At 61.0% G+C, this 26,250-nt stretch carries 24 protein-coding genes and 1 pseudogene; 17 read left to right on the top strand and 8 right to left on the bottom strand.

What is annotated here, in order from left to right; all coding sequences use genetic code 11:
- The first annotated feature begins 36 nt into the window (after nucleotides 1–36).
- The 7 genes from DBR44_RS10955 to gap all read left to right on the top strand — a co-directional run bounded on the left by DBR44_RS10955 (nucleotide 37) and on the right by gap (nucleotide 8,942).
- Nucleotides 37–333: a hypothetical protein gene (locus DBR44_RS10955; RefSeq protein ID WP_124644095.1), complete on the top strand. Its 297-nt coding sequence runs from the start codon at nucleotides 37–39 to the stop codon at nucleotides 331–333.
- Between the two features lie 86 nt (nucleotides 334–419).
- On the top strand, nucleotides 420–1,154 hold the full coding sequence (locus DBR44_RS10960) for a GntR family transcriptional regulator (RefSeq protein WP_059286461.1): 735 nt from the start codon (nucleotides 420–422) through the stop codon (nucleotides 1,152–1,154).
- On the top strand, nucleotides 1,151–2,272 hold the full coding sequence (gene nagA, locus DBR44_RS10965) for an N-acetylglucosamine-6-phosphate deacetylase (RefSeq protein ID WP_124644096.1): 1,122 nt from the start codon (nucleotides 1,151–1,153) through the stop codon (nucleotides 2,270–2,272). Before DBR44_RS10960 ends, nagA begins: the two co-directional genes overlap by 4 nt.
- Nucleotides 2,253–3,275: an SIS domain-containing protein gene (locus tag DBR44_RS10970; protein ID WP_233578494.1), complete on the top strand. Its 1,023-nt coding sequence runs from the start codon at nucleotides 2,253–2,255 to the stop codon at nucleotides 3,273–3,275. Before nagA ends, DBR44_RS10970 begins: the two co-directional genes overlap by 20 nt.
- Before the next feature lie 173 nt (nucleotides 3,276–3,448).
- The gene (ptsP, locus tag DBR44_RS10975) at nucleotides 3,449–5,950 is read left to right on the top strand and encodes a phosphoenolpyruvate--protein phosphotransferase (protein ID WP_124644097.1); all 2,502 of its coding nucleotides are present in this window, start codon (nucleotides 3,449–3,451) and stop codon (nucleotides 5,948–5,950) included.
- A gap of 63 nt (nucleotides 5,951–6,013) precedes the next feature.
- Nucleotides 6,014–7,756, top strand: coding sequence for an N-acetylglucosamine-specific PTS transporter subunit IIBC (gene nagE, locus DBR44_RS10980; protein ID WP_124644098.1), 1,743 nt, complete (start codon nucleotides 6,014–6,016; stop codon nucleotides 7,754–7,756).
- A 175-nt stretch (nucleotides 7,757–7,931) separates the two neighbouring features.
- The gene (gene gap / locus DBR44_RS10985; RefSeq protein ID WP_124644099.1) at nucleotides 7,932–8,942 is read left to right on the top strand and encodes a type I glyceraldehyde-3-phosphate dehydrogenase; all 1,011 of its coding nucleotides are present in this window, start codon (nucleotides 7,932–7,934) and stop codon (nucleotides 8,940–8,942) included.
- 217 nt (nucleotides 8,943–9,159) lie between these two features.
- Here the strand turns inward: gap and DBR44_RS10990 are convergent, their stop codons facing one another.
- Entirely contained in the window at nucleotides 9,160–9,603 is a 444-nt protein-coding gene (locus DBR44_RS10990) for an Lrp/AsnC family transcriptional regulator (protein ID WP_124644100.1), read from the bottom strand.
- Between the two features lie 454 nt (nucleotides 9,604–10,057).
- On the opposite strand from DBR44_RS10990, the gene phoB reads away from it, so the two are divergent.
- The 4 genes from phoB (at nucleotide 10,058) to tal (ending at nucleotide 13,659) form a co-directional block, all read left to right on the top strand.
- Nucleotides 10,058–10,747 carry a phosphate regulon transcriptional regulator PhoB gene (gene phoB, locus DBR44_RS10995; RefSeq protein WP_124644101.1) on the top strand — a complete coding sequence of 230 codons (690 nt, stop codon included), beginning with the start codon at nucleotides 10,058–10,060 and terminating at the stop codon, nucleotides 10,745–10,747.
- Nucleotides 10,748–10,754: 7 nt separating this feature from the next.
- Nucleotides 10,755–12,074, top strand: a complete 1,320-nt coding sequence (gene phoR, locus DBR44_RS11000) for a phosphate regulon sensor histidine kinase PhoR (RefSeq protein ID WP_124644102.1) — start codon at nucleotides 10,755–10,757, stop codon at nucleotides 12,072–12,074.
- Nucleotides 12,075–12,204: 130 nt separating this feature from the next.
- A complete protein-coding gene (locus DBR44_RS11005) occupies nucleotides 12,205–12,504 on the top strand; it encodes a Dabb family protein (RefSeq protein WP_158613600.1) in 300 nt (99 codons plus the stop codon).
- A 93-nt stretch (nucleotides 12,505–12,597) separates the two neighbouring features.
- Nucleotides 12,598–13,659, top strand: a complete 1,062-nt coding sequence (gene tal / locus DBR44_RS11010; RefSeq protein WP_124644155.1) for a transaldolase — start codon at nucleotides 12,598–12,600, stop codon at nucleotides 13,657–13,659.
- 79 nt (nucleotides 13,660–13,738) lie between these two features.
- Here the strand turns inward: tal and DBR44_RS11015 are convergent, their stop codons facing one another.
- Nucleotides 13,739–14,269: a hemerythrin domain-containing protein gene (locus tag DBR44_RS11015; RefSeq protein WP_124644104.1), complete on the bottom strand. Its 531-nt coding sequence runs from the start codon at nucleotides 14,267–14,269 to the stop codon at nucleotides 13,739–13,741.
- A 372-nt stretch (nucleotides 14,270–14,641) separates the two neighbouring features.
- Here DBR44_RS11015 and DBR44_RS19780 point away from each other — a divergent pair.
- Nucleotides 14,642–14,929, top strand: a pseudogene (locus DBR44_RS19780) (GNAT family N-acetyltransferase); the annotation flags it as partial.
- Nucleotides 14,930–14,932: 3 nt separating this feature from the next.
- Nucleotides 14,933–15,508 (top strand): 1,6-anhydro-N-acetylmuramyl-L-alanine amidase AmpD, encoded by a 576-nt coding sequence (ampD, locus tag DBR44_RS19785; RefSeq protein ID WP_233578505.1) that lies wholly within the window; start codon nucleotides 14,933–14,935, stop codon nucleotides 15,506–15,508.
- A 246-nt stretch (nucleotides 15,509–15,754) separates the two neighbouring features.
- On the opposite strand, the gene kup is transcribed toward ampD, so the two are convergent.
- Nucleotides 15,755–17,620 carry a low affinity potassium transporter Kup gene (kup, locus tag DBR44_RS11025; protein WP_124644106.1) on the bottom strand — a complete coding sequence of 622 codons (1,866 nt, stop codon included), beginning with the start codon at nucleotides 17,618–17,620 and terminating at the stop codon, nucleotides 15,755–15,757.
- A 300-nt stretch (nucleotides 17,621–17,920) separates the two neighbouring features.
- Between kup and DBR44_RS11030 the strand changes: the two genes are divergently transcribed.
- The 3 genes from DBR44_RS11030 to DBR44_RS11040 are packed head-to-tail and all read left to right on the top strand — an operon-like array spanning nucleotide 17,921 to nucleotide 21,624.
- The gene (locus DBR44_RS11030) at nucleotides 17,921–19,627 is read left to right on the top strand and encodes a proline--tRNA ligase (protein WP_124644107.1); all 1,707 of its coding nucleotides are present in this window, start codon (nucleotides 17,921–17,923) and stop codon (nucleotides 19,625–19,627) included.
- Nucleotides 19,627–20,265 carry a lytic transglycosylase domain-containing protein gene (locus DBR44_RS11035; protein ID WP_124644108.1) on the top strand — a complete coding sequence of 213 codons (639 nt, stop codon included), beginning with the start codon at nucleotides 19,627–19,629 and terminating at the stop codon, nucleotides 20,263–20,265. Before DBR44_RS11030 ends, DBR44_RS11035 begins: the two co-directional genes overlap by 1 nt.
- Nucleotides 20,266–20,316: 51 nt before the next feature.
- Nucleotides 20,317–21,624 (top strand): Nramp family divalent metal transporter, encoded by a 1,308-nt coding sequence (locus tag DBR44_RS11040; RefSeq protein ID WP_124644109.1) that lies wholly within the window; start codon nucleotides 20,317–20,319, stop codon nucleotides 21,622–21,624.
- Nucleotides 21,625–21,691: 67 nt separating this feature from the next.
- Here DBR44_RS11040 and DBR44_RS11045 read toward each other — a convergent pair whose 3' ends face one another.
- The 5 genes from DBR44_RS11045 to DBR44_RS11065 form a co-directional block, all read right to left on the bottom strand.
- The gene (locus tag DBR44_RS11045) at nucleotides 21,692–22,189 is read right to left on the bottom strand and encodes a MarR family winged helix-turn-helix transcriptional regulator (RefSeq protein WP_124644110.1); all 498 of its coding nucleotides are present in this window, start codon (nucleotides 22,187–22,189) and stop codon (nucleotides 21,692–21,694) included.
- A gap of 155 nt (nucleotides 22,190–22,344) precedes the next feature.
- Nucleotides 22,345–22,890, bottom strand: coding sequence for an RDD family protein (locus tag DBR44_RS11050; RefSeq protein WP_124644111.1), 546 nt, complete (start codon nucleotides 22,888–22,890; stop codon nucleotides 22,345–22,347).
- Nucleotides 22,891–22,912: 22 nt separating this feature from the next.
- Nucleotides 22,913–23,302: a DUF3106 domain-containing protein gene (locus DBR44_RS11055; RefSeq protein ID WP_124644112.1), complete on the bottom strand. Its 390-nt coding sequence runs from the start codon at nucleotides 23,300–23,302 to the stop codon at nucleotides 22,913–22,915.
- Nucleotides 23,295–23,693 (bottom strand): DUF3619 family protein, encoded by a 399-nt coding sequence (locus tag DBR44_RS11060; protein ID WP_124644113.1) that lies wholly within the window; start codon nucleotides 23,691–23,693, stop codon nucleotides 23,295–23,297. Before DBR44_RS11060 ends, DBR44_RS11055 begins: the two co-directional genes overlap by 8 nt.
- Nucleotides 23,690–24,256 carry an RNA polymerase sigma factor gene (locus DBR44_RS11065; RefSeq protein WP_124644114.1) on the bottom strand — a complete coding sequence of 189 codons (567 nt, stop codon included), beginning with the start codon at nucleotides 24,254–24,256 and terminating at the stop codon, nucleotides 23,690–23,692. Before DBR44_RS11065 ends, DBR44_RS11060 begins: the two co-directional genes overlap by 4 nt.
- Nucleotides 24,257–24,482: 226 nt before the next feature.
- On the opposite strand from DBR44_RS11065, the gene ilvB reads away from it, so the two are divergent.
- The gene (gene ilvB / locus DBR44_RS11070; protein ID WP_124644115.1) at nucleotides 24,483–26,249 is read left to right on the top strand and encodes a biosynthetic-type acetolactate synthase large subunit; all 1,767 of its coding nucleotides are present in this window, start codon (nucleotides 24,483–24,485) and stop codon (nucleotides 26,247–26,249) included.
- Nucleotide 26,250: the final 1 nt, after the last annotated feature.

Genomic DNA, 26,250 nt, shown 5'->3' on the forward strand with positions numbered 1-26,250 from the left:
GCCCTTTTTGCATGTCGGCAAGCGTGCCCATACCAGTTGCTGTGGTTTTCTGGCCACGCTGCCGCCGCATTGCTGACGCAGCGATTTTCTATCCCAGGGCATGTGGTGCTGTTCGGCTTGCTGCTGGTCATTCGACTAGCTCTGCACGGTTTAGCGCGTTATTTATTACCAATTCAATACCAATTTTCGCTTGAGCATGCGGCGGCAGTCTGCTCACTGCGCTTGCAGATCGGCCAGCGTTGGCTGCTTTACTACCTGTTGCCTTGCTGTCAGGCAGGTTTTTGCTGGGGTTTTGAGAAAATTGGTATTGACGTGGTATTTAAGTGGTATTAACTTCATCAGCAATCCAGCCGCTAGGCGCAACAGGTAATGAGTGCGATATTGAGCCTGTTATCGTCAAGACCACATGCAGACCGCTTATGGAAAATCGCTGGAGTGCACTCAAACCGGAAGGTGAATCCACCACCCCGCTGTATTTGCAGCTGGCCAGAAAACTGGCCGATGCCATTAACGCCGGCTGGTGGCAGGCCGATGAGGCCCTGCCGTCGGAGCGGACCTTTTCTGAAGAACTGGGCATTTCGCGGGTAACTGCCCGCAAGGCCATGGATGTATTGCTGGAACAGGGGCTGATTCGCCGCCGTCACGGCTCGGGCACCTTTATCACGCCCCGGCTGGAGCAGCCCTTGTCGCGGCTGACCGGGTTTACCGAACAGTTGCGCCAGCGCGGCTTCGAACCCTCATCGGTATGGCTGGAGCGGGGCATTCATCCACCCAGCAACGACGAGGTGATCAAGCTGGGCTTGTCTCCCACCTCGCAGGTGGCGCGGCTGAAGCGGCAACGGCTGGCTGACGGCGTGGTGATGGCGATAGAGATGACCACATTGCCAGTGGCCTATCTGCCAGAGCCGCATAAAGTGGGCAACTCGCTGTACGCCTATCTGGATGCGGCTGGCCATTCGGTGGTGCGTGCCTTGCAGCATATTCGGGCGGTGAATGCCTCACCCGAGATCGCTGCGCTGGCCGGCATCCGCCAGGGTGAGGCCATGCTGTTGATTACCCGGATCGGCTTCAATGCCGACAATCTGGCAATAGAACTGACTGATACCTATTGCCGTAACGATTACTACGACTTTGTCGCTGAACTGAGACGATGACGACACAACATGTACTGCAGGGCCGCATCCTGAGCGGTAATGGCTGGCTGGACGGCACGATCACCCTGGGTGCGGATGGCCGCATCGCCGCCATCGATGGCCGGCTGGCCTCTGGCCGCGCGGTAGAGCGTTACATCCTGCCCGGCTTTATCGACCTGCATGTACATGGCGGTGGCGGGGTAGACATCATGGAAGGCGGCAGGGCGGCCGAAGCGGTTGCCCGGCTGCATGCGCGGCATGGCACCACCGCCATGCTGGCCACCACCATGACCGCGCCAATGGATGAGATTGAAAGCGTGCTGGCTGCGCTGGGGCCTTGTTGCCGCCAGCGCACTCCCGGCACAGCACGGCTGCTGGGTGTGCATCTGGAAGGGCCTTACATCAACCCCGGCAAGCTGGGTGCCCAGCCGGACGATGCCTGTCGCGCCGTGCTGTCGCAAATCGAAAAGCTGGGTGAACTGGCCCCCATCGTCCTGCTGACGCTGGCACCGGAAATCCCCGGCCACATGGAGATCATCCGTGCGCTGAGCGATGCCGGCATCCGGGTGCAGATCGGCCATACCCTGGGCAGTTACGAGGACGGCGTGCAAGCGCTGGAGCAGGGCGCTGCCGGTTTTACCCATTTGTTCAATGCCATGAGCGGCCTGCATCACCGCGAGCCGGGCATGGTGGGTGCCGCGCTGGCGCATGCCGAATATGCCGAGCTGATTCCGGATCTGCTGCATGTGCATCCCGGTGCCATCCGCACCGCCTTGCGCGCCATTCCCCGGCTGTACTGCGTCACCGACTCCACCGCTGCCGCCGGCATGCCGGACGGCGAGTACAAGCTGGGTTCGCATGCCGTCACCAAGTGCATGGGCGGGGTGCGGCTGGCCGACGGCACACTGGCCGGCAGTACGCTGACCATGGATCAGGCCTTGCGCAATCTGCTGGCCATCGGCTTGCCGCTGGCCGAGGCCTCACACCGGCTGTCGCTGTATCCGGCCGATTACCTGGGCCATGCCGACCGTGGCCGGCTGGAAACCGGAGCCTGGGCCGATGTGCTGGTGCTGGATCAGGCCTTGAATTTGCTGGATGTCTATCTGGAAGGGGAACACCTTGTCGTCTCTGATGTATGAAGAAGCGCTGTCTGCGGCCGATGCCGTGGCCACACAACACATGTATGCCGACGAGGGCCTGGCAGTGCTGGGCCGCGAACTGGCTACCGCCCGGCCCACACTGGCGCTGACCGTGGCGCGTGGCAGCTCGGACCATGCCGCCAGCTATTTTGCCTATCTGGCCATGCAAAGGCTGGGCGTGCCGGTGGTGTCGCTGCCGATGTCGCTGGTGACGCTGCATCATGCACCACTGGCAGTGAAAGGCCAGCTGGCGGTGGCACTGTCGCAGTCTGGCCAGAGCCCGGACCTGATCGACACCATGAGCCGCCTGGCCGAGGCCGGCGCCCGCACGGTGGCGCTGGTCAACAAGCACGAATCACCGCTGGCGGCTGCCTGTGAGTGGTCGCTGCCCTTGTGTGCCGGCGAGGAAAAGAGTGTCGCCGCCACCAAGAGCTATATCGCCTCGCTGTCGGCGGTGGCCCGGCTGGTGGCGCACTGGCAGGGTGATAACGCTTTGCTGAGGGCGCTTGATGCGCTGCCGGAGCAACTGAAAGAGGCCTGCCATCAGGACTGGAGTGCGGCCATTCCGGTACTGGCTGCGGCCGAACGCATCATGGTGGTAGGGCGCGGTCTCGGCTTTGCCGTGGCGCTGGAAGCTGCGCTCAAGTTCAAGGAAACCTGCTCCATCCAGGCTGAAGCCTTCTCCGGCGCAGAAATCAAGCACGGGCCAATGGCACTGATCGACGAAGGCTACCCGCTGCTGGTGTTTGCCCCGCGTGGACCGGAGCAGCAGGGGCTGATCGCCCTGGCCGCCGAAATGCGTGGCCGTGGTGCCCGTGTGCTGCTGGCGGCGCCGGCCGATGAGCCCAGCCGTGACCTGACCCTCAGCGTCGCGGATGACGAGGCACTGGACCCCTTGCTGGCCATCCAGAGCTTCTACCTGATGGCCGCGCAATTGTCCGAGGCGCGTGGCCTCAATCCCGATACTCCGCGTCATCTGTCCAAGGTAACGCGCACGCATTGAAGCCTGATCCAGACATGGCTGCCAGCAGGCAGTCAGTGACAGAACAGACACGGTTTGGTGCCGTGTCCGGCCCTGCTTGCGCCTGTGCTTGGCGCAGCAGGCCGGGCAGGGCCTGAACGCCAGGAATCCTCCCTGTGGGACGGCGCTTCCTGGCATAGACAGGAGGATGTCCGATGAACCCTTCGCTGCAACTCATAGCCCCTTTCAGCGGGCCGCTGCTGCCCTTGTCGCAGGTGCCCGATCCGGTATTCGCCGGCCTGATGATGGGCGATGGCCTGGCCATCGACCCCCTGTCTTCCACCCTGCTTGCTCCCTGTGATGGCGTCATCAGCCAGTTGGCGCGCACCCACCACGCCCTGACGCTGACTGCTGCCAATGGCGCACAAATCCTGCTGCATATCGGTATCGATACAGTACAACTGGGGGGTGCCGGCTTTACTGCCCTGGTGGCACAGGGCGACAGCGTGCGGCAGGGGCAGGCTTTGATCGAGGTCGATCTGGATGTCGTGGCACGGCAGGCGGCTTCGCTGATCAGCATGCTGGTGATCGCCAACGGCGAACACTACCAGCTGGACGAGCGCGCCAGCGGGCTGGCACAGGCTGGACAAACCCCACTGCTGCGTCTGCATGCCATGCATGCCGCCACGACTGCATCGGTCAGCACCGAGGCCAGCGAAAGCCGGGGGCGCGCTACGGTACGGCATGCCGGCGGCCTGCATGCCCGCCCGGCAGCGCTGGTGCAGAATGCGGCGCGGCCGTTTGCCGCCCAGGTGCAGGTGGCGTTCAAGGGGCATAGCGTCAACGCCAAAAGCATGGTGGCGCTGATGACCTTGGGTGTTGCCGAAGAGGACGATGTCGAGGTGCTGGCCCAGGGCAGCGATGCCGCGGCTGCGGCTGCCGCCGTGATTGCTGCGCTGCAGACGCGCAGCCAGGGCGCGCATGCCACGGCACAGCCGGTAGCGCGCCCGACGGTGGCAGTGGCGGGCATGCTGAGTGGCGTGTGCGCTGCACCGGGTCTGGCCATTGCACCGGTATTCAGACTGGATGTCCGCGAACCGGAACCGGCGCAATCGGCAGATGATCCGCAGCGGGAAGCACGGTTGTTGCAGCAAGCCTTGCAACAGCTGCGTGGCCGGATAAGCCAGTCCATCAACGAGGCCATGCGGTGCGGTGCGCAGGCTCAAAGCGAAATTTTCTCTGCTCATCTGGCCGTGCTGGATGACCCGGAGCTGTTGCAGGCCAGCCAGCGGGGCATCGCCAGCGGCCTGAGTGCCGGCTTTGCCTTTCGCCAGGCCATCAGCACCCAGTGCCAGCTGCTAACCGGGCTGGGAAATCCGCTGCTGGCCGAGCGGATTGCCGACCTGCGCGATCTGCAGCGCCAACTGCTGCAGATACTGCTGGGCGAGGAGAGCCCGCCACCGGTGTTGAGCGTCCCGGTCATTCTGGTGGCCGACGATCTTGCCCCCTCCCAACTGGCCAGCCTGCCGCAGGACAAGGTGGCCGGCATGCTGACCGCAGCGGGTGGTGCCACGGCGCATGTGGCCATTCTGGCGCGTGCGCTGGGCATCCCGGCACTGGTGGCCTGCGGGCCGGCCGCCCTGCAATTACATACCGGGCAACAGGTCTTGCTGGATGCCAGCCAGGGCTGGTGCCATCCGGCTCCGGATGAGCGCACCCTGAGCGAAGCCGCCGGGCGCATTGCCGCGCTGGCCCAGCGAAGACAGCACATGCAGGCCTGCGCCAATGCCGCCGCCGTCACACTGGACGGTGTCAGCATCGAGGTGGCGGTCAATATCGCCAATGCCGATGAGGCGCGCGAAGGGCTGCTGCATGGAGCGGACAGTGTGGGCCTGACCCGGACCGAATTCCTGTTCATCGACAGACAGCAGGCCCCGGATGCGGCCGAGCAGCAACAGGCCTATCAGGCAGTACTGGATGCCATGCCGGAGCGTCCCGTCATCATCCGTACCCTGGATGTGGGCGGCGACAAGGATGTGCCCTATCTGCAGCTGCCTGCCGAGGCGAATCCGGCACTGGGCTTGCGCGGCATCCGTAGCGGCTTTGCCGACCCGGCCCTGCTCGACCTGCAGCTGAATGCCCTGTTGTCGGTACGCCCCCTGTCACGGCTGTGCATCTTGCTGCCGATGATTAGCGAAGTGGACGAACTATTGCAGGTGCGGCAGCGGCTGGAACTGCTGGCCGGCCAACTGGGGCTGAGCGAGCGTCCGCAGCTGGGGGTGATGATTGAAGTGCCTTCCGCTGCCCTGCTGGCCGACCAACTGGCCCGCCATGCCGATTTTCTCTCCATCGGCACCAATGACCTGACCCAGTACACCCTGGCCATGGACCGCTGCAATGCCACGCTGGCAGCGCGGATGGATGCCCTGCACCCCGCGCTGTTGCGACTGATCGCCATGACGGTGGAGGGGGCGCGCCAGCATGGCAAGTGGGTGGGCGTGTGCGGCGCACTGGCCTCTGATCCGGCCGCCGTGCCGGTGCTGGTTGGCCTGGGAGTGACCGAGCTGTCGGTCAGTCCCGGTCTAGTGCCCGAGATCAAGAGTCGCATCCGTGGGCTGGACTTTGCCGAATGTCAGCGCGAGGCACGCGCCATGCAGACGCTGTCTTCTGCCCGTGAAGTACGTCAACGCGCACAACACTGTTGGCCGGCTGCCTGAGCCGGCTTGCGGACAAAACGGGATGGCCAGCAGGCCGTCCGATAAACCCAAGGAGGAGTTGAGGTGAGTACACAGAACAAGTTTGCTGGCATCCAGCAGCTGGGCCGTGCCCTGATGCTGCCGATTGCCGTATTGCCGGTGGCCGGCCTGTTGTTGCGGCTGGGCCAGCCTGATCTTTTGAACATCAAGGTGATGGCCCAGGCCGGCGATGCCATTTTCGGCAATCTGGCACTGATTTTTGCCATCGGTGTCGCCGTGGGCTTTGCCCGCGACAACAACGGCGCGGCCGGCCTGGCCGGTGCCATCGGCTATATGGTGCTGACCGCGGTGCTGAAAGTGATGCCCGACACGCTGCTGGGCTACGAGGGCTTTAAGTCGCTGGTGCACCTTGACCCCGCGGGCAAGCCTTTCGCCATCAATATGGGCGTGTTGGCCGGCATTTTGGCCGGCCTGGTGGCTGGTGTGCTGTACAACCGCTACAAGGACATCAAGCTGCCAACCTATCTGGCCTTCTTTGGCGGCAAACGTTTTGTGCCGATTGCCACCGGCTTTGCCATGCTGCTGCTGGGGGTCCTGCTTGGCCTGGCCTGGCCGCCGGTGCAGAACGGCATCGACGCGCTCGGCAAATGGCTGATCGGCGTTGGTGAAATCGGCCTGTTCCTGTATGGCATTCTCAACCGCCTGCTCATCGTCACCGGCCTGCATCACATCCTCAACACCATGGTGTGGTTCCAGGTGGGTGATTACACCGATGCCGCCGGCAAGCTGGTGCATGGCGACCTGACCCGTTTCTTTGCTGGCGACAAGAGTGCCGGCATGTTCATGAGCGGCTTTTTCCCGGTGATGATGTTCGGTCTGCCCGCCGCCTGCCTGGCCATGTATCGTGCGGCCAAGCCGGAAAACAAGGCTGCGGTGGGAGGCGTGCTGTTCTCGATGGCGCTGACGGCCTTCCTGACCGGGGTCACTGAACCGGTCGAGTTCGCCTTCATGTTCCTGGCTCCGGTGCTGTATGCCATCCATGCGGTGCTGACCGGTGTTTCCATGGCGCTGATGTATGCGCTGGGCGTACATCTGGGTTTTGGCTTCTCTGCCGGCCTGTTCGATTACCTGCTCAATTTCGGCATTGCCCAGAAACCGTGGCTGCTGCTACCGGTGGGCCTGCTCTATTTCGTGGTGTATTACAGCCTGTTCAGCTTCTTTATCCGCAAATTCAATCTGCAAACCATGGGGCGGGAGGATGCCCCGCAGGTCGCCGTGCAAGTGGTGGAGGGCTCGGCGCGTGCGCATGGCTTCATCCTGGCGCTGGGCGGTGCGGCCAACCTGAAAGCGGTGGACGCCTGCACCACCCGTCTGCGTCTGCAGGTGGTGGATAACGCCAAGGTCGACGAAGCTGCGCTCAAGGCCCTGGGCTCGCGCGGGCTGATCAAGCCGGCGGCCGGTAGTGTGCAAGTGGTGCTGGGGCCGGAGGCCGATCTGATTTCCGATGAAATCCGCAACGCCTTGCAGCAAGGCAGTGTGGTGGCGGATGGCGCAGCCCCTGCGGTGATGGTGAGCAGCGTCAAGGCCGTGGCCAGCAGTGGCCAGCGCAACGACTGGCTGCAGGCCCTGGGTGGAGCAGCTAATGTAAAGCATGTGGAGGCCGTCGCCGGCAGCCGCCTGCGCGTGGAAGTGGCCGATGCCAGCCTGGTGGATGAGCCTGCCCTGCACGCCCTGGGCGCGCGCGGTGTGACCACATTTTCCGGCAATCTGCTACATGTGGTATTGGCAGAAGACCCTGCTCCTTTTGCCAGTTTGTTGCAGGCATGATCCTGCACGGGCACTACAGGGCGGTGGGCCTTGTCTGACAAGGATTTCACCGCTTTGTTGGTAGCCTGCACACTACTTTTGTAGTCGCTTGCTTACAGAGCAAAAGGAGCAGAAATTGAACGGCGCAGGGCACGCTTAGATGACCTTGCGCCATTATCATTTTGGAGGATGCATCATGACGTTGAAAGTTGCCATTAATGGTTACGGCCGTATCGGCCGCATGGTGGTCCGCGCCTGGCAGGAGCGTTTTGCTGACCGTGATATCGAAATCGTGGCCATCAATGACCTGGGCAAGCCGGAACTGCACGAACACCTCACCCGCTTTGACAGCGTGCATGGCCCCTTCGGTGGCACCGTTGCGCTGGAAGGCGATGCCCTGGTGGTGAACGGCAAGCCGATCAAGCTGTTGTCCATCCGAAACCCGGCCGAACTGCCGTGGAAAGAACTGGGCGTGGATGTGGTACTGGAATGTACCGGCATCTTCACCAAACGCGACAAGGCTGCCCTGCATCTGGAAGCCGGTGCCAAGCGCGTGCTGATTTCGGCTCCGGCCAACGACGCCGATGCCACCGTAGTGTTCGGTGTCAACGACGATGTCCTCACCAGCGCCATGACCGTGGTCTCCAACGCTTCTTGCACCACCAACTGTCTGGCCCCGCTGGTTCAGCCGCTGATCGATACCATCGGGATCGAACGTGGCCTGATGACCACCATCCACGCCTACACCAACGACCAGGTACTGCTGGATACCGATCACTCTGACCTGCGCCGTGCCCGTTCTGCCGCGGTGTCGATGATCCCGACCAAGACCGGTGCCGCCGCCGCCGTGGGCCTGGTGCTGCCCAAGCTGAAGGGCAAGCTGGATGGCTTTGCCGTCCGCGTCCCGGTGAGCAATGTCTCGCTGGTCGACCTGACCTTCACTTCCTCCCGTGACACCACGGTGGAAGAGGTCAACGAACTGATCAGCACCGCTGCCAAGGGCCGTCTGGCCGGCGTGCTGGCCGTCAACACCCTGCCGCTGGTCTCGCGTGACTTCCTGCACCATCCGGCTTCCAGCGTGTTTGACTCCACGCTGACCCGTGTCATTGCCGGTCGTGAAGTCAAGGTGCTGTCCTGGTACGACAACGAGTGGGGTTTTGCCAACCGCATGCTGGATACCTCGCTGGCCTGGGTGGCTGCCAAGTAATCCGTTTCTCCCTGGTGGCGTCAGAACCGCCAGGGGGAAACCGGTGCAGTAAACCCGGCAGGCATTGGTCAGAAGATGCCTGCCAGGGTGCTTCGTTCGTAGATGTGCTTCTATATGGTCTCTCCCAAGAGTTTGGCCGAAGAATCGTCGATTCTTCGGCCATTTTTTTGTCTGGGAAGGACTGCATCTGTGGTGGCCGCCAGGTGTGGTGGGGTTTTCAGTCGTCCTGCAGCAGTTGCGGCATGCGCGGTGCGACCGGCATGTCGATGATGATGGAGGTTTTTGTATCGCCAAACTGCATCAGTTGGGCGATCAGTGCCTGCAGGCTGGGCATGGCGTCGACCGCCACCTTCATCATCAGGCCACTGGTGCCGGTGATGGAGGCGCACTCCAGCACCTGGGGCAGGCTGCGGATGCGTTCCAGCACCACGTAATACTCCAGATGCTTCACGGTCAGTTCGATCATGCACAGAATCGGCAGTCCCACTTTGGCGGGGTCGATTTGTGCCTGGTAGCCGGTGATGACGCCCAGTCGCTCCAGTTTCTCCACCCGGTCGGCGATGGCTGGGGCCGACAGGTTCACCCGCCGTGCCAGTTCGGCAAAGCTGATACGGGCATTTTCGTGCAGGGCGGCCAGAATTTTTTTGTCGAATTTATCCATGCTTTGAATCGAAAGTTTAATGGCCTAAAAAAGCCATTTTACAAGGCATTAATGCGAAAAATCCCATATTTTTACATTAAATTATTGCTGCTTGCTCCGTACAATGCCTGCCGTATCAGAGCTGTTTCGGCACTGTCCCGCCGGGATGGCTCTTGTCCGGATTCGTTGCTGATGGGTTCATGTGCATGTAACCCGTTTGAAACTGTCCTGGTGATCTCTTTGTCCCTGGTCTCAAGTCAGACAAACAAATTTTTGACGAAGGCCATTCCGGGTCTGCCTTGTGGCAGGCCCGTTTTTTTTTGCCTGTTTTCCGGGCCAGGCATGGCAAGATGACAGCCTTGTTCGCTGTGTTGGTGCGTGCGGCAAAAGTTTCGGCAACTATTTAAGAAATGTCATATTTCTGTAATCGCCGGTTTTTATCCTTGCCATAATCAAACCGGGACTGGACCGATACATGGCTGCCAATATTTTGCTTGTCGAAGACGAACCAGCGATTCAGGAACTGATCGCCTTTAACCTCACCCAGGCGGGGCATCACGTCTTGCGCGCCAGCACGGCCGAAGCCGCCCTGACCCTGGTGCGCAATGCGCTGCCCGATCTGGTATTGCTGGACTGGATGCTGCCGGGCGCTTCCGGGGTGGATATCGCCAGGCGCTTGCGCTCGGACGAGCGCACCAAGCATATCCCCATCATCATGCTGACGGCCCGCTCCGACGAGCAGGACAAGATTACCGGGCTGGAGTCCGGTGCCGACGACTACATCACCAAACCCTTTTCGCCGCGCGAACTGCTGGCCCGCATCAAGGCCGTGCTGCGTCGCCGTGCCCCGCAGATGACCGATGATGCGGTCGAGGTGCAAGGCTTGCGGCTGGACCCGATCACCCATCGTGTCAGTGGCAATGGTGGCACCATCGATCTGGGGCCGACCGAATTCCGTCTGCTGCATTTCTTCATGACGCACCCGGAGCGTGTACACTCGCGTTCCCAGCTGCTGGATCAGGTGTGGGGCGACCATGTCTTCGTGGAAGAGCGCACGGTCGACGTGCATATCCGCCGCCTGCGCAGTTCGCTGGAAACCACCGGCCATGATGCCCTGATTCAGACCGTTCGCGGCACGGGTTACCGTTTCTCCACCCAGCAGTGAGGCAGTCTTGCGAGAATTCCTGCAGCGTACCCTGGTTTGGCTGATTGTCATCCTCTTCATCGGCCTGGGCTTCTGGGCCTTCTCCGGCCCGATTGAAGGCCTGATCGCTGCCGGCCTCAGCCTGTTGGCCTGGCTGGGCTTTCATCTCTATCACATTGCCCTGCTGCTGCGCTGGCTCGACCATCCCACCGCCGAGCGGGTTCCCGATGGCTTCGGGGCCTGGCATACGGTGTTCATGACGCTGTACCGCACCATGCGTACCCAGATGCAGAGCAAGCGCAAGCTGACCAATGTGCTGGAGCGTTTCATCAATGCCGGCGAAGCCATGCCAGACGGTGTGGTGGTGCTGGACGAGCATGACCGCATCGAGTGGATCAACCCGATGGCGATGGAGCACCTGAATCTGGACCGCAAGCAGGATGTGGGTAACCAGATTCTTAACCTCATCCGCCAGCCCAGTTTCCATGCTTACATGAAAAATGCCAGCTTCAGTCAGCCGCTGGTGTTGCAGTTTGTCCAGCCACGCGAGCTGGTGATTTCGGTACAGCTGGTCCCCTTCGATTCCACGCGCAAGCTGCTGCTCAGCCGCGACATCACCTCGCTGGAGCGGGTGCAGACCGTGCATCGCGACTTTGTCGCCAATGTCTCGCATGAACTGCGCACGCCGCTCACCGTGGTGGGCGGCTTTCTGGAGACGCTGGCCGACATGGAAGAAGTGGATCAGGCCACGCTCAGCCATTTCCTGCCGATGATGATGGAGCAATCGCGGCGCATGCAAAGCCTGGTGGAAGATCTGCTGACCCTGTCGCGGCTGGAAAACAGCCCCAAGGCGGTGGCAGCGGAAAAGGTCAACATGCAACTGATGCTGGATACCCTGATGGTAGAGGCCGAAGGGCTGTCACAGGGACGGCACCAGATCAAGCTGGAAAAGGATTGCAGCCAGTGGCTGTGGGGCAGTGCGCAGGAATTGCATTCGGCTTTTGGCAATCTGGTGTCCAATGCCGTGCGCTACACCCCGGAAGGTGGCGCCATCACCCTGTCGTGGAAGGCCGAAGGCGAACGCCTGCGATTTTCCGTCAAGGACAGCGGCATCGGTATTCCGCGCGAGCATATCCCGCGGCTGACCGAACGCTTTTACCGGGTGGACCGTGGCCGTTCCCGCGGCAATGGCGGCACCGGCCTCGGCTTGGCTATCGTCAAGCATGTGATTGCCCGCCATAACGCCAGGCTGGATATCAAGAGCGAACCGGACAAGGGCAGTACTTTCAGCGTGATTTTCCAGCGCGAACGTTCGGCCGAGCCGGAAAGCGGCTCCCACAGCGCCTGATTGGCGCGCCGACTGGCCTGCACACAGCGCAGGCCACCGTCGGCAGGGCTGGGTCTAGTAGGCCGGCCAGTACTCGCCAGCCCGCCCTACGGCGGGTAGGATGGCAAGTCCCCTCTGGCAAGGAGCCGACATGCTGCATCATGTGGTGTTGTTGCGTTTTACTGCGGCGACTACGCCGTCCGATATTGCCGAAATCAGCCAGCGCTTTGCCGCCTTGCCAGCACGCATTGCCGGCATCCAGTCTTTTGCCGGCGGGCCGGATTGCAGCCCGGAAGGCTTGCAGCAGGGTTTTACTCACGGCTGGCTGTTAAGCTTTGCCGATGCGGCCGCCCGCGATGGCTATCTGCACCATCCAGCCCATCTGGATTTCGTTTCTTTCCTCAAACCATTTGTTGATGACGTTTTAGTCAGTGATTTCCATGCAAGTTAGCGGAAAATCGCTGCGTTTGGGGCTTGGCCTGCCTGCGCTGGCGCGCTAGGATATTCCTCCATAATGCAAACTACCCTGTTCCCGGACCACACCATGAATCGTCTGCAATCCATTCGCCCGTTCGGCCAGCGTATCTGGCTGGATAATCTGTCCCGTGAGCTGCTGGCTTCCGGCCAACTGGCCACTCTGCTGCAAGAAGACGGCATTGCCGGCGTGACTTCCAATCCGGCCATTTTCTACAAGGCCATCAGCAGCGATGCCAGCTACCAGGGCGATCTGGCGCAGCTGAAAAGCAATACCGCACTGACGGCAGAGCAGCGTTACGAGGCGCTGGTGGTGCCGGACATCCAGGCCGCATGCGACCTGTTGCTGGAACAGTACCGTAGCAGCCAGGGCAATGATGGCTATGTCAGCCTGGAAGTCTCCCCGGCACTGTCGCACGACGAAGCCGGCACGCTGGCCGCAGCACGCCGCTTGTGGGGCGAGATTGGCCGCCCCAACGCCATGATCAAGATCCCGGCTACCGCAGCAGGTATCCGCGCCTTCCAGACGCTGACCGCCGAAGGCATCAACGTCAACATCACCCTGCTGTTCAGCCTGCCGCAGGTGGAAGCGGTATGGGATGCCTATATCGATGGCCTGACCGCCCGCCATGCTGCCGGCAAGCCGGTGGCCGGCATCAAGGCCGTGGCCAGCTTCTTCCTGTCGCGTGTCGACAGCCTGCTGGACCCGCAATTGCCGCCAGCATTGCAAGGCAAGGCCGCCATTGCCCTGTCCAAGGTGGCCTATGCCCGCTATCAGCAGCGCTTCCATGGCTGCGAGTTTGCTGCGCTCAAGGCCGCTGGCGCCTGGCCGCAGTTCCTGTTGTGGGCCTCTACCGGTACCAAGAATGCCGCTTACTCCGACGTGCTGTATGTGGAAAGCCTGATTGGCGATGAAACCGTCAATACCGTGCCGGATGGCACGCTGGCGGCCTTCCGCGATCACGGCGTTGCCGCACTGACCTTGCCGCAGGATGCGCAGCAGGCCCAAGCCACGCTGCTGGATGTGGCGGAAGCGGATATCGATCTGGTGGCCGTGGGCGACAAGCTGCAGCAGGATGGCCTCAAATTGTTTGAAGATGCTTTTGCCGCGCTGCTGCAACTGACTGCCTGAGGCTTGCGGCAGGCTGCCAAACAAAAAAGGATGCCAGATGGCATCCTTTTTTATGGTTCACGTCCGGGGTGGGGCGCGTTCAGCAGGCTTGCTGGCGACGCTGGGCCATGCGTAGGCCAGCATTGCGCAGCTCATCCGTATTCAGCGTGGCAGCTGCCGTGGGAATCAACCATGCCTCTTCCGAGGCAGCGTGCTCACGGTACTGACGTACGAACTCGGCCACGGCATTTTCGCTGATGCTGTCGATATCACCATTGCGCAAGGCGCGCAGGTCGTCACGGATGGCATTCCAGCAAGAATGCAGGTAGCCGTGTTCGGCTTCCAGTTGCTCGATGCGGGCTGCTGCCGTTGGCACCCGTTCCAGCAGGATGGGGAACAGTTCCTCTTCTTCGTCGATATGGTGGGCCGGGCCGGCCACATCGAAATAGCGGATGACGCTGTCTATGGTGTTTTTTACCGCCTCGTTCACGCCATGTTCCGCGATGTAGCCGGGCAGCTTGTCCAACTGGTCGCAGAAGCGGCGGATCTTGTCATGGCAAGCCAGCAGCATGTCCAGGGGTTGTTCGAAGCTGGCGCTGCTGGTATTGCCGATATCATTCAGGGTAAGCATGGTGGGTGGCCTCAAGCTGGGTGAATGTGTCGAGTGTGCCGTGCTGCAATGCAAAAAACCATGATTCTGCTCAAATGCGCGGCACTCGGTACGCAGTGGCCAGTGCTGCTGGCACAATAGGCCATTGTGCGCCCGAGCAGGGTGGGTTGCCCAGTGAAATACGGTGGTGGGTGCTGGGTGGCGATGTTGCGGCGGCAAAGACCGACGAGAAAGGTAGTGATGGACATTCCCTTTGAAATCAAGTCAATACGACTGGACGACCCGCAGCTGGCGGCCGAGGCCCTGCGTATCCAGCTACTGGCGCATCAGGTGGAGTGCGCGTGGCTGGATTATCCCCAGTTACCGCTGATGTGGCCTGACCTCGCCGCCGTGATGGCCTGCCGTGACCGTGTGCTGGGTGCGTTTGAGGGGGCCGTGCTGCGCGGTGTGCTGGTGGCAAGCAAACGTCAGCAGGGCGGCTGGCATATCGAGCGCACGGTGGTTGATCCGGCCTGCTTTGGCGCTGGCTGGGCTTATCGCTTGCTGAATCATTTGCTGGCAGATGCCGACGAGGTCAGCGTGGATACCGCCGAGGTCAACACCGCGGCGGTGGCGCTGTATCACAAGGCGGGTTTTGTGCTGGAGCAGCGCTGGAAGGTGCCGGATGGCCTGGTGCTGTGGCGCATGGTCTATCGGGCCGGCCGTGTGCAGCCGGTACTGCATCTGGATGGCAATGGCTGGGTGCGCGAGGCGCGACAGATTCCTTCACCCAATTGCGATGCCCGCGAGGGCGGGGCGGCCGAGTTGCTGGTCATTCACAATATCAGCCTGCCACCTTATCGCTATGGTGGTCAGGCGGTGGCCCAGCTGTTTACCAATACGCTGGACCCGGCAGAAGATCCTTACTTTGCCAGCATTCATCAGTTGCGCGTCTCCGCGCATTTCTTTATCCGCCGCAGCGGGCAGCTGCTGCAGTTTGTTTCCGTGCATCAGCGTGCCTGGCATGCCGGCGTGTCCAGCTGGCAGGGGCGCGAGCGTTGTAATGACTTTTCGATAGGTATCGAGCTGGAGGGCTGCGATTTCGAGCCCTTTGCTGATGCGCAGTACCAGATGTTGCTGGCGCTGCTGCGCGAATTGCGTGCTCAGCTGCCCTTGCGCGGCATGACCGGGCATGAGGACATCGCCCCGGGGCGTAAAACCGATCCCGGTCCTTACTTTGACTGGGCCAGGGTGAGGGGGGAAATCGACCTGCCGGCGTAGTGCCGGCACTACATAGTAAAATTTCATCCGTTTTGCATCATGTGGCCGGCTGTTTTGCGTCGGCCATTTTTGTTGCAATAGGCGGATCAGTAGATGTTAATTACGGTTGTTTTCAATTTAAGTATCTGTATTGTATGAAATTTCACTGTGCTGGCAGGCGGTTTGTAATCGATTACATTGCATGAATTTGGCATGGCAAATAAAAAAGGCAGGCTGAAAAGCCTGCCTTTTGATGTAGTTGCTTGACTACAGTTCGACTTGCGCGCCGAGCTCCACCACGCGGTTGGTCGGAATCTGGAAGAAGTCGGTGGCGCGCAATGCGTTCTTGCTCATCCACACAAACAGCCGCTCGCGCCAGCGCGCCATGCCCGGACGTTCGGTGGAAATGATGGTTTCGCGCGACAGGAAGAATGAAGTATCCATCAGCTCGAAGGCCAGGCCATCCGCTTCGCACAGCTCCAGTACATTGAGCACGCTCGGGTCTTCCTTGAAGCCGTAGCGGGCCACCACGCGCCAGAATGACGGTGACAGCTGTACCACTTCCAGTCGCGATTCATTGCTGATGTAAGGCACATCCTCGGTGCGGATGGTCATCAGCACGACACGGTCATGCAGCACCTTGTTGTGCTTCAGATTATGCAACAGCGCATGCGGCACGCCGTGCAGGGTGCTGGTCAGGAATACCGCCGTGCCCTGTACGCGGGTGGGCGGGAAGGCTTCCAGGTTCTCGATAAAGCTGTCCAGCGGCAGAGCCTGTTCACGCAGACGGTCAAACAGCAGTTTGCGGCCCTGTTTCCAGGTGGTCATCAACAGGAAAATCACCATGCCCAGCACCAGCGGCAGCCAGCCGCCGGAGAACAGCTTGAGCAGGTTGGCAGTAAAGAAGGCCGTATCGATGATGCCGAAGAAAATGGTAATGCCCAGTGCCAGCGGCAGCGGCCAGCGCCAGTTGACGCGTGCCACCACGAAGAACAGCAAGGTGGTGATCAGCATGGTGCCGGTCACGGCAATGCCGTAAGCCGAGGCCAGGTTGTCCGAGCTCTGGAAAATCAGCACCACCACCAGCACGGCCACCAGCAAGGCCCAGTTGACGAAGGGCAGATAGATCTGGCCGATTTCGTTTTCCGAGGTGTGGGAGATTTCCATGCGCGGGCTGTAGCCCAGCTGGATAGCCTGGCGGGTGAGCGAGTAGGCACCGGAAATCACCGCCTGCGAGGCAATCACGGTGGCCAGGGTGGCCAGGATGATCAGCGGCAGCAGCGCCCATTGCGGCGCCAGCAGGAAGAAGGGGTTCTTGATGGTTTCCGGTTTGAGCATCAACAGCGCGCCCTGGCCGAAATAGTTCAGCACCAGTGCCGGTAGCACCAGGCCATACCAGGCGCGGCGAATCGGCGTTTTGCCAAAGTGGCCCATATCAGCGTACAGCGCTTCGGCACCAGTCAGTGCCAGCACCACCGAGCCCAGCGTCAGGTAGGCACCCACGCCATGGTGAGCCACAAAGTTATAGGCATACCAGGGATTGACGGCCGCCAGAATGCCCGGTGCCTGCACAATCTGCAGCACGCCCAGCACACCCAGGATGGAAAACCACACCAGCATCACCGGGCCAAACAGCATGCCCACGCTGGCCGTGCCAAAGCGTTGCAGGGCGAACAGTCCCACCAGCACGGTAATGGCGATGGGCAAGACATAGGGCTGCATGCTGGGGCTGAGCACTTCCAGGCCTTCTGCCGCGGACAGCACCGACATGGCCGGGGTGATGATGGCGTCGCCATAGAACAGCGAGGCACCAAACAGGCCCAGCAGCACCACTTTCCAGCGCGCGGCATGGGTGACGTAGTGTCGTGCCAGCGCCATCAGCGCCATGATGCCGCCTTCGCCGTGGTTGTCGGCGCGCAGTACAAACACAACGTATTTGATGGAGACCACGAAGATCAGCGACCAGAAGATCAGCGACAGGATGCCGAAGATATTGTCAGGGGTCGTGGCAAGACCATGCCCGGTAAAACATTCGCGCAGCGTATAGAGCGGGCTGGTGCCGATATCTCCGTACACCACGCCCAGCGCAGCCAGCGTCAGGCCGGTCATGGCTTGTTTATTGTGAGCCTGCATGATGTGAGTGTGAGTTCTTTGTGTAGTTAAGCATGCAATGCCATTCCACTTGCGTCCATGTTGCGGTGCAAGAAACGGGAATGGCCTGTGAGCGCGAAGGTTACTACTGAGTCGGGGCAGCGCCAAGCTAATGCTGTGTTCCTGCCATTTTTACCTTGTGCCATGTAGGGGGAAAACGACAAAGCAGCATGGAATTCCCGCTGCTACCCTGACAGCATGCGGCGCAGGACAGGATGCTTTCCCGCCAAGGCTGCAAAACGCTACAATCATCCCCATTTAGCCGAATACCAAGGACGCATCATGCGCGCATCGCAGTTTTTCATTTCCACCCTGAAAGAAGCTCCCGCCGACGCCGACATCACCAGCCAGAAGTTGATGATTCGTGCCGGTTTTATCCGCAAGCTTGCCGCCGGCATTTACTCCTGGATGCCGATGGGCCTGCGCGTGGTGCGCAAGGTGGAAAACATCGTGCGTGAAGAAATGAACCGCGCCGGTGCCATTGAAGTGTCGCTGCCGGTCGTGCAGCCGGCTGGCCTGTGGCAGGAATCCGGCCGCTGGGACACCATGGGCGAGGAAATGCTGCGTTTCAAGGACCGCCACGAGCGCGACTTCGCCCTGCAGCCTACTGCGGAAGAAGTGATTACCGACATCGCGCGCAGCGAGCTGCGCAGCTACCGCGCCCTGCCACGTAACTTCTACCAGATCCAGACCAAGTTCCGCGACGAGCGCCGTCCGCGTTTTGGCGTGATGCGTGGCCGCGAATTCACCATGAAGGATGCCTACTCCTTCGACCGTAGCGCGGAAGCCGCCGGCCTCAGCTACGAAAACATGTACAACACCTACTGCCGCATCTTCGACCGCCTGGGCCTGACCTACCGCGCCGTGGCTGCCGATACCGGTGCCATCGGCGGTGACCGTTCGCACGAATTCCAGGTGATTGCCGATACCGGCGAAGACGCCATCATCTACTGCCCGGATTCCGATTACGCCGCCAATATCGAACTGGCCGAAGCCGTGGCCCCGGCTGGCGAGCGCCCGGCTGCCGCTGCCGAACTCACCAAAGTACACACGCCCAAGGTCAAGACCATTGCTGATCTGGTGGCATTCCTGAGCATCGACATCAAGAGCACGGTCAAGGCGCTGGTGGTGGAAGGCGCGGAAGGCGAGGCGGTACTGCTGCTGGTGCGTGGCGACCACGAACTGAACGAAGTGAAGGCCGAGAAAATCGCCGGCATCAAGAAACCGCTGACCATGGCCAGCCCGGCATTGATCCGCGAAGCATTCGGCGCCAATCCGGGTTCGCTTGGCCCGGTAGGCTTCAAGGGCCGCATGATTGCCGATCGCACCGTGGCCAAGATGGCCGACTTTGTCATCGGTGCCAACGAAGACGACCAGCACTATACCGGTGCCAACTTCGGCCGCGACTGCGCCGAGCCGGAAGTCGCCGATATCCGTAATGTGGTGGCTGGTGACCCCAGCCCGGACGGCAAGGGCGTGCTGGCCATCCAGCGTGGTATCGAAGTGGGCCATGTGTTCTACCTGGGCACCAAGTATTCTGCCGCCATGAATGCCACCTTCCTCGATGAAGACGGCAAGCCGAAACCTTTCGAAATGGGCTGCTACGGTATTGGTGTGACCCGTATCCTGGGCGCGGCCATCGAACAGAACCACGACGACAAGGGCATCATCTGGCCGGATAGCCTGGCACCGTTCAATGTGGTGATCTGCCCGGTGGGCTACGACCGTTCGGCCGAAGTCAAAGCTGCTGCCGACAATCTGTATGCCGCACTGCTGGCCAAGGGTGTGGATGTGATCATCGACGACCGTGGCGAGCGTCCGGGCGCGATGTTTGCCGACTGGGAACTGATCGGCGCACCGCATCGCGTCACCATCGGCGACCGTGGCCTGAAAGAAGGCAAGGTCGAGTACCAGCAGCGTCGCGATGCCGCGGCAACGCCGGTTGCAGCAGATGCTATTCTGGAACATCTGCTTGCCAAGCTAGCCTGATGAAAATCCTCCTGTCGCTGTGTGCCCTGTCTTCCCTGCTGGCCTTGTCGCCAGCGTGGGCGGGTGCGCAGCGCGAGGAGGCGCTGGCGGCCAATGTGGCTTCGGCCATGAGCCGCACCATCGCCGACATCAATGCACCACGGCTGGTGTTCGATACGCCGCAGGAAGGCCAGGCCTGGCTGGCCGAGATGTCGCGCCGGCTGCAAAAGCGCATTCCCGACAGCTGGATGCGCGAACGCCTGCTCACCACCATTCAGTACGAAGCCACCCGCGCCGGGCTGGACCCGCAGCTGGTACTGGGACTGATCCAGGTGGAAAGCGGCTTTAACAAATACGCCATTTCACCGGTTGGTGCCCGCGGCCTGATGCAGGTGATGCCCTTCTGGGTCAGGCAGATCGGTAACCCGCAGCACAATCTGTTCGAACTCACGCTCAATCTGCGCTATGGCTGCACCATCCTGCGCCATTACCTGGATATCGAACGCGGCAGCCTCTACCGCGCCCTTGGCCGCTACAACGGTAGTCTGGGCCGGCCGGAATATCCCAATCTGGTGATTGGTGCCTGGAAGAAAAACTGGGCATGGACGCCAGTTGAATCGGTGAAAATGGCTGGTGTCAATTTGCCTTTAGGCCAGTAGATACCACTGCGTCCGGCGCGCATTTTCGGCCTTTCTGTTTGAGGATGTTGCATGTTTTCCCTCCCGCGTACCGCTACCGCTCCGTTTTGCCCCTCCGAAGTTCAAGGCAGTATCCGCATCGACGCCCATGCCGCATGGTGGCAGCGACTGCGCCGCTTTGCTGGCCCCGGCCTGCTGGTGGCTGTCGGCTATATGGATCCGGGCAACTGGGCCACGGATATCGAGGCCGGCTCGCGTTTTGGCTATGGCTTGCTGTGGGTGGTGGCGCTATCCAGTGTGGTGGCCATCGTGCTGCAGCTGATGGCGGCACGGCTGGGCCTGGTCACCGGCATGGACCTGGCACAAGCCAGTCGCGAGCGCTATGGCCCGGCCGGACGCCTGTTGCAGTGGCTCAGTGCCGAGCTGTCCATCATCGCCTGCGATGTGGCCGAGGTGCTGGGCTGCGCGCTGGCCTTCAAGCTGCTGTTTGGCGTGCCGCTGGCCTGGGGGGTGGGGCTGACGGCTTTCGATACCCTGATCGTGCTGGGCATGAAGGGCAAGGGCTTCCGCCAGATCGAAGCGGTCGTGCTGGGCCTGATTGCCACCATCGCGCTGTGTTTTGCCATACAGGTCTTCATGGTGGGGCCGGATTGGCAGGCGGTGGCGCGTGGCCTGCTGCCTTCCAGTCCTGGTGCTGATCTGCATCAGGCGGTGGTGCTGGGTCTGGGCATCGTCGGGGCCACCATCATGCCGCACAATCTGTATCTGCATTCTTCCATCGTGCAGACCCGGCGGGTGGAGGGCGGAAAGCATGCTCTGCGCGATACGCTGGCGCTATGCCGCGTCGATACCGTGCTGTCGCTGCTGCTGGCCATGCTGGTGAACGGGGCCATCCTGGTGCTGGCTGGCTCGGCTTTTCATGCTGTTGGCCAACCGGTGGTGGATGATATCGAACAGGCTTATCAGCTGATCACGCCGCTGGCCGGTGGGGCAGCGGCGCTGCTGTTTGGCCTGGCTTTGCTGGCGGCGGGGCAAAGTTCCACGCTCACCGGCACTGTAGCGGGGCAGGTGATCATGGATGGCTTCCTGCAAATCAAGATTCCCTGCTACCAGCGACGGCTGATTACCCGTGGGCTGGCTTTGCTGCCGGCCCTGCTGGGTGTGCTGCTGTTGGGAGAGGGCGCGGTGGGGCGCATGCTGGTGTGGAGTCAGGTGGTGCTCAGCCTGCAATTGCCCTTGGCCATGTGGCCGCTGCTGCGCATGACGGCTAGTCGTCAGCTGATGGGGGAGTTTGCCCTGGCTCCATGGCTACAGCTGGTGGGCTGGTTGTTGTTCGTACTGATCTGTGGCGCGAACCTGCTGCTGATCATCGGGCTGTAAATGAAAAAAGCCGCAGTAATGCGGCTTTTTTGCGTCTGGCGGCAGCGTGGCCGGCTGCTTGGCCGCTTCAGTCTTCCTGGGTCTGCAACAGCTTTTTCAGCAGTCCGGCCAATTGCACCTTCTCGGCGTCGTCCAGATTTTCCATCAGCTCGGCTTCGGCCGCCAGATGGTTGACCACGGCTTCTTCGATCACGGCAAAGCCCTTGGCGCTCAGTGTCACAATCACGCCGCGGCGGTCTTCCGGGTCGGGTGAGCGGGTGACCAGGCCGGCCTCTTCCAGACGGTTGATGCGGTTGGTCAGCGCGCCGGAGGAAATCAGCACCATGCCTTGCAACTGGTTGGGCGACAACTGATAGGGCTCGCCACGGCGGCGCAGCGCAGCCAGCACGTCGAATTCGCCGACGTTGAGGCTGTAGCGGGCCAGATCCTGCAGTACCCGGCGGGTAATGAAATATTCCATCCGTACAATACGACCGATAACCTGAGTGGACGAGGGGTTCAGGTCGGGACGTACTTCATTCCAGAGGGCGACGATGCGGTCGATCTGATCGGGCTGTTGATGCATTCTGCGTGCTTCCAGGTAAGGGAGGGGCCAGGCTTTCCGTTCCGGGCGCAAAGAGTACCATGACTTTTGGATGAAATATCTTCTATTGAAGATATTTTGCCAAGGTCAGCCGCGCCGGCTCGGCGACGACGCTGTCGCTGCCTGCACGCGCTGACTCAGCTGGCCTGCCGTGGGCGGCCCTTGCCGGGATGGGGCGGCTTGGGCAGGGTGATCTGGCGGGTACGCGCCAGGCGGTCGTGCAGAAACAGCCGCTCCTTGTCGTAGCAGGCCGCCAGATACGGCAGGATGCACCAGGCCAGCGAAATCAGCAGCGCCTCACGGCCATGCCCCAGATTGCGCGACCAAGCCAGATAGGAAATGGCGGGCATGCCGACAAACAGCAGCAGGCCGACGATATAGCGGAAACCGGCCTGACGCCAATCCATCAGCTGCCCGTCATCCTGTCGCACTATCTTCACCCGCCAGGCCTTCATGGCCACTGTCTGGCCCGATTTGACCCAGCTGCTGCCGAAATAGCCAAACAAGGAGCCGGCGAGTGCCAGCTGGGTGAGCAGGTCCAGCAGTAGCGACTGCCCCAGCCAAGCTTGCAGACCGGTCATGACGGCGGAAACGGTAAGCAGCAGGGCGGCAATCAGCAGCAATTCGTAAAGCTGGCTGCATAGGCGGCGGCCAATGCTGGCCGCGGTGAAGGTTGGGCTCATGATGATGACGGCAGGGTGATGCTCAGCCGGAAGCCTGTGGCTTGGGCTGGCTTTGTTTCAGGCGCTGGATGGCTTTTTCCCGCTCGGTAGCGGGCAGCCCTTGCAGCGTTTTCCAGTTTTGGCGGATTTGCTGGCGTTGCTCCAGCGTCAGATCAGACCAGCTTTTCAGCTTGCTTTGCAGACGCAAGCGGCCGGCAGGGTCCAGGCTGCGATATTCCGGCACGATGGCCAGCAGGTTTTTCTTTTTCTCCGGAGCATAACGGTCCCATTCGGCGGCCAGTGGCGCCATGACGGTTTGTTGCTCGGTATCTAGCTGATCCCAGCGTGGATTGTTCAGCGGGCTGGCCAGCACCGGCATGGCCAGCAGCCAGCCAGTCAGCAGCAAGGGTAATAAACGCTGTGGTTTAGTCATGCAGGCTCCCCGAGAAGTGCGGGTCCATCAGCATTTCCAAGGGCAGCTCGTGGGCCAGGATGGCCGCATCGACTGCTTCTTCCTCTACCAGCAGCCCCTCCATTACCCACAGGCCAGTGCCGGCCATCATGGCAAAACTCAGGGCCAGCACGCTGCGGCGCAAGCCCTGGGTATGGCGCTGCAGCCAGAGCGACAGCCGTTCGCGCAGGCGCGGCGCTTCGCCGATACGTGCATCAAAACGGACCAGTGCCTGTTCCCGGGCCTGGCGCAGGCGTTGCTGCTGGGCGGTACTGAGCTGATTGCCCGGTTGGTCCAGTATGGTGGTCACACTGTGCTGGAGCTTGTCGTCGCTGCCGGCTGGGATGCCGGAACCTTGTTTCGAGGGGGTCATAGCACCACTCCTTTTTGCTGCAGGATGGCCGCCAGCGTGTGGGTGGCACGTGAACAGTGCGTCTTGACGCTGCCTTCCGAGCAGCCCATCACCCGTGCGGTTTCGGCGACATCCAGTCCCTCCCAGTAACGCAGCAGGAAAGCTTCCCGTTGACGATTGGGCAGCAGTTGCACCGCGCCGTCGATCAGTTGGGCGACTTCTTTGCGGGCATACCATTTTTCCGGATTGCTGCTGGCCTCGTCCGCCGCGATGTTCAGTATTTCCAGCGGATCGGCGTTTTCGTCCTCTGCGCGGGTGGGCAGCAGCGATGACAGCAGGGTGCCAAAGAACTGGCGCACCTTGGCACGGCGGAAGTGATCGCGAATGGTGTTTTGCAGGATGCGCTGGAAAATCAGTGGCAATTCCGCCGCCGGTGCATGGGCGTAGCGGTCTGCCAGCTTCATCATGGAGTCTTGCACGATGTCCAGTGCGTTTTCGTCATTGCGCACGGCGTACAGGGCTTGCTTGAAGGCGCGTCGTTCCGCCGACTGCAGAAAGTCGGCCATTTCCTTGCGGCTTGCCATGTGTAGGGGAGATTCGGGTTGATGCCAACGAAAGATAGTAGCAGAGCCGGGCAGGCAAGGCCACCCCGCGGATTTCCCTGTTTTTACCGTGGCTTAGCGTGTTTTTGCACCTGCACAAAAGCACTTGACCGCCATTTGAGGGATAAGCTAAGGTCTTCCATCACAACGGGATGAAACACAAGTCAATTGCCAAGATTGACTGCAAGACAAGACAAAGAGGCACAAGATGCAGATATCGGGCGCGGAAATCCTAGTCCGTTGCCTGCAGGAAGAAGGAGTCGAATTTCTGTTCGGCTACCCCGGCGGCGCGGTTCTGGAAATATATGATGCCATCTTCCGGCAGGACAAGTTCAAGCACGTACTGGTGCGCCACGAGCAGGCCGCAGTGCATGCGGCTGATGCGTACTCACGCTCCAGCGACAAGACTGGCGTAGCACTGGTGACCTCGGGTCCCGGTGCCACCAATGCCGTTACCGGCATTGCCACCGCCTATATGGATTCGATTCCCATGGTGGTGATTTCCGGTCAGGTGGCCACGCCGGCCATTGGTCTGGACGCCTTTCAGGAAGTGGACATGGTGGGGATCACCCGCCCGTGCGTGAAGCACAACTTCCTGGTGAAGGATGTCAACGATATCGCTGACACCATCAAGAAAGCATTCTACATCGCCAAGAGTGGCCGCCCCGGCCCGGTGGTGGTGGATATTCCCAAGGACATTACCCAGCAACGTGCCGAATTCCATTACCCGGAAAGCGTGCACATCCGTTCCTATGTGCCTGCCACACGCGGCCATCCGGGACAGATCAAGAAGGCCATCAACCTTCTGCTGGAAGCCAAGCGTCCTTACATCTACGTAGGCGGCGGTGCCGTACAGGGCAATGCCGCAGCCGAGGTGACCGAGCTGGTCAAGTCGCTGGGCCTGCCGTGTACCAACACCCTGATGGGCCTGGGTGCCTATCCGGGCTCCGACCCGCAGTTCCTCGGCATGCTGGGTATGCACGGTACGTACGAGGCCAATATGGCCATGCAGTACTGTGATGTGCTGATTGCCGTGGGTGCACGTTTTGACGACCGTGTCATCAGCGTCCCCGCGCATTTCCTGTCGCAGCCGAAGAAGATCATCCATATCGATGTGGACCCGTCTTCCATTTCCAAGCGCGTGAAGGTAGACGTGCCCATCGTCGGCGACGTCAAGCACGTGCTGCGCGAAATGCTGGACATCCTGCAGCAGTCCGGGCAGAAACCGGATGCACAGTATCTGGCAAACTGGTGGAAACAGATCGAAGAATGGCGTGGCCACAACAGCCTGCTGTACACCCCGTCCACCGAGCTGATCAAGCCGCAGTACGTGGTGGAAAAGCTGTATGAAATCACCGGTGGCAAGGCCATCGTCGCATCCGATGTGGGACAGCATCAGATGTGGGCGGCGCAGTATTACAAGTTCGACAGCCCGAAGCAGTGGCTGAATTCCGGCGGCTTGGGTACCATGGGCTTCGGTTTGCCTGCAGCCATGGGCGCGCAACTGGCCAATCCGGATGCCACCGTCGCCTGTATTACCGGCGAAGGCTCCATCCAGATGAATATCCAGGAGCTGTCCACCTGCAAGCAGTACCACACACCGGTCAAGATCGTGGCGCTCAACAACCGCTATCTGGGCATGGTGCGTCAGTGGCAGGAATTCTTCTACGGCACCCGGTATTCCGAGTCCTACATGGATGCACTGCCGGATTTCGTGAAGGTGGCAGAGGCCTATGGCCATGTTGGCTTCAAGATCGAAAACCCGTCCGATGTCGAGCCGGTACTGCGCGAGGCCTTTGGCCCCGCCCTGAAGGAACGTCTGGTATTCCTGGACTTCCGTACCGATCAATCCGAGAACGTGTTCCCGATGATCCAGAACGGCAAGGGTCTGGACCAGATGGATTTGCCGCCGCACATGCGCGACGTCCAGCAGGTCCCCTTCGAGAACAACCGTGACTACGGCAATATGTGCTGAG

The sequence above is a fragment of the Aquitalea sp. FJL05 genome, from assembly GCF_003852595.1.
Taxonomy (GTDB): Bacteria; Pseudomonadota; Gammaproteobacteria; order Burkholderiales; family Chromobacteriaceae; genus Aquitalea; species Aquitalea aquatilis.

Coding starts and splice junctions, on each gene's coding strand:
- DBR44_RS10960 (WP_059286461.1), top strand. CDS start 420: ATGGAAAATCGCTGGAGTGCACTCAAACCGGAAGGTGAATCCACCACC.
- DBR44_RS11065 (WP_124644114.1), bottom strand. CDS start 24,256: ATGGCAAGCCGCAAGGAAATGGCCGACTTTCTGCAGTCGGCGGAACGA.
- DBR44_RS11005 (WP_158613600.1), top strand. CDS start 12,205: ATGCTGCATCATGTGGTGTTGTTGCGTTTTACTGCGGCGACTACGCCG.
- nagA (WP_124644096.1), top strand. CDS start 1,151: ATGACGACACAACATGTACTGCAGGGCCGCATCCTGAGCGGTAATGGC.
- ptsP (WP_124644097.1), top strand. CDS start 3,449: ATGAACCCTTCGCTGCAACTCATAGCCCCTTTCAGCGGGCCGCTGCTG.
- DBR44_RS11030 (WP_124644107.1), top strand. CDS start 17,921: ATGCGCGCATCGCAGTTTTTCATTTCCACCCTGAAAGAAGCTCCCGCC.
- DBR44_RS11035 (WP_124644108.1), top strand. CDS start 19,627: ATGAAAATCCTCCTGTCGCTGTGTGCCCTGTCTTCCCTGCTGGCCTTG.
- DBR44_RS11015 (WP_124644104.1), bottom strand. CDS start 14,269: ATGCTTACCCTGAATGATATCGGCAATACCAGCAGCGCCAGCTTCGAA.
- DBR44_RS11040 (WP_124644109.1), top strand. CDS start 20,317: ATGTTTTCCCTCCCGCGTACCGCTACCGCTCCGTTTTGCCCCTCCGAA.
- ilvB (WP_124644115.1), top strand. CDS start 24,483: ATGCAGATATCGGGCGCGGAAATCCTAGTCCGTTGCCTGCAGGAAGAA.
- DBR44_RS11045 (WP_124644110.1), bottom strand. CDS start 22,189: ATGCATCAACAGCCCGATCAGATCGACCGCATCGTCGCCCTCTGGAAT.
- DBR44_RS11050 (WP_124644111.1), bottom strand. CDS start 22,890: ATGAGCCCAACCTTCACCGCGGCCAGCATTGGCCGCCGCCTATGCAGC.
- tal (WP_124644155.1), top strand. CDS start 12,598: ATGAATCGTCTGCAATCCATTCGCCCGTTCGGCCAGCGTATCTGGCTG.
- phoB (WP_124644101.1), top strand. CDS start 10,058: ATGGCTGCCAATATTTTGCTTGTCGAAGACGAACCAGCGATTCAGGAA.
- kup (WP_124644106.1), bottom strand. CDS start 17,620: ATGCAGGCTCACAATAAACAAGCCATGACCGGCCTGACGCTGGCTGCG.
- DBR44_RS10990 (WP_124644100.1), bottom strand. CDS start 9,603: ATGGATAAATTCGACAAAAAAATTCTGGCCGCCCTGCACGAAAATGCC.
- DBR44_RS11055 (WP_124644112.1), bottom strand. CDS start 23,302: ATGACTAAACCACAGCGTTTATTACCCTTGCTGCTGACTGGCTGGCTG.
- DBR44_RS11060 (WP_124644113.1), bottom strand. CDS start 23,693: ATGACCCCCTCGAAACAAGGTTCCGGCATCCCAGCCGGCAGCGACGAC.
- gap (WP_124644099.1), top strand. CDS start 7,932: ATGACGTTGAAAGTTGCCATTAATGGTTACGGCCGTATCGGCCGCATG.
- ampD (WP_233578505.1), top strand. CDS start 14,933: ATGGTCTATCGGGCCGGCCGTGTGCAGCCGGTACTGCATCTGGATGGC.